The following is a 2,085-nucleotide window of genomic DNA, read 5'->3' as shown; positions in this document are numbered from 1 at the left end:
GGGACACCGTCCCATACATTGGGCTGGTTCCCCTTGTAACCGATCTCCTCGATCCCGATCTTGCTCGTATAAAAGCCCGTCATGGTCAGGTTCCTTATCAAAGAGAAGAAGTTCACCTCGAAGGGGCGCTCGTTGCCCGGGACCTCCGGGTCGTAATAGGCGATCTCGTCCAAAATGGCCTTTTGCTGTTCCTCCGCCGCCTTTTTGAACTCCACGCCGTACTCCGTGTTGCCCTTGTGGTCCAGCCACATGATGCCCCCTCGGATGTCGGGCTGCAAAGTCTCCACGTCCTTGGCCATGAACTCGATGAAGTCCACCACATCGGCGTCCGATGCCCCTTTGTACTCATCCGAAGGGGGCAATATAAGGTCGCAGAGCACGGTCAATGTCTCCACTTCGTGCGGGTTGAGGAACTGTTCGTCCTTTAGTTCCTCGATCTGTTCGGTCTCCTGTGGCACCCGCCCCGGGTAGGTGATCTTCGGCGCCTCCACCAGTTCCGCCCCTTCCGTCGAGGGACGGCACCCGTGCACCGCCAGTCCGCCGGCCACCGAGCCCAGTACTATCGATTTTAAGCTCTTTCTTCTGTCCATCTCCCTATATGTTTTGTTGTTTGAGTTGCTCCACGATGTACTCCGAGGCCCTCATCGAGAGCGCCAAAATAGTCCACGTACAGTTCTTGTCAGCCTGCGACACAAAGGGCCCGGCGTCCACGATGAACACGTTGTCCACATCGTGCAGTTGTTGGTACTTGTTGGTCACAGAGGTCCTCGGGTCATTGCCCATCCGGGTGGTCCCCACCTCATGGATGATCCGTCCAGGATTGTGCAGTCCGTAGTTGGTGTCCTTGCCAGGTTTGTCCCCCAAGGGCTCACCGCCCATGTTGACCAGGATCTCCTCGAAGGTGTCCTGCATGTGCCTCGCTTGGTTGATCTCCAACTGGCTCCATTTGTAGTGGAAGCGCAGCACGGGAATACCAAATTCGTCCACCGTGGTCGGGTCGATCTCGCAATAGTTCTCCTTCCGGGCGATGGATTCACCCCTTCCGGCCATGCCCACAACGGCACCGTAGTATTTTTTGGCATCGCTGCGCAGTACATCGCCGTAACCGCCCACCTTGGTCCCGAAGAACTTATTGAACTCGTTCACATTGAAACCGAATCCGTAGCTAGGCATACCCATACCGCCCCAGACCTCGATGTGGTAACCACGTGGAAAATCCAACTTGGAATTATCACCCCACCAAGGTGAGTACACGTGCATACCTCCTACACCATCTTCGTTATAGGAAACCTTTCGGTTCATCAAATCGGGAATAAATGCAGCTCTATCAGCACCCGTTGAATCGTGCAGGTACCTACCCACAATGTCACTGCTGTTCCCTAATCCATTCGGGTGTTGCTTACTTTTTGAATTGAGAAGGATACGGGCAGAACTACAGGCCGAGGCACCCAGCACCACTACTTTTCCTTTCAATTTATATTCTTTACGATCTTCTTTGTTAATGTAGGACACTCCCGTGGCCCTGCCCTCCTCGTCGGTGGTCACCTCGCGGACCATACAGTTCACGAAAAGGTCGATCTGGCCACCGTTCTTCTGCGCAGGGAAGATAAGACAGGTCCCCGCCGAGAAATCCGCGTATACCTGGCAGGCACGGTTGCACTGCCCACAATAAAAACAAACCCCACGGTCGTTGTTTATCTTCTTGGTCAGCATGGACATCCGTGACGGATACACCGGAATGTTGCTCTTTTTCGCCCCCTTGATATAAAAAAGCTCGTGCAATCTTGGTTTGGGCGGTGGCAGAAAGAAACCGTCCGGGTCGTTGGGAAGCCCCTCGTTGGTGCCGAACACCCCGATCATCTTGTCCACCTTGTCGTAATACGGCTTTACGTCATCATAGCCTATGGGCCAGTTGTCCCCGTAGCCGTCAACGTCCTTGTGCTTGAAGTCCTTCGGGCCGAAACGCAGGGAGATCCTTCCCCAGTGGTTGGTCCTCCCCCCCAGCATCCGCGAGCGGAACCAATCGAATCGGGTGTCCTCCCCTTGGGTGTAGGGCTCCCCCTCGATGTCCCAGCCGCCGTAGGC

The 2,085-nt window shown here is 55.2% G+C and carries 2 protein-coding genes; both read right to left on the bottom strand.

All coding sequences use genetic code 11. The features are described from left to right. Positions 1-590, bottom strand: a 590-nt coding sequence (locus tag AC13CC_RS07590; RefSeq protein WP_482876073.1) for a gluconate 2-dehydrogenase subunit 3 family protein, incomplete at its 3' end; no start/stop codon positions are given. Between the two features lie 4 nt (positions 591-594). Then, positions 595-2,085: GMC oxidoreductase (locus tag AC13CC_RS07585; protein ID WP_482878248.1), on the bottom strand; the 1,491-nt coding region annotated here is incomplete at its 5' end.

The organism is Flagellimonas sp. L-11, assembly GCF_056857735.1.
This window is presented reverse-complemented; position numbering and strand designations above follow the sequence as displayed.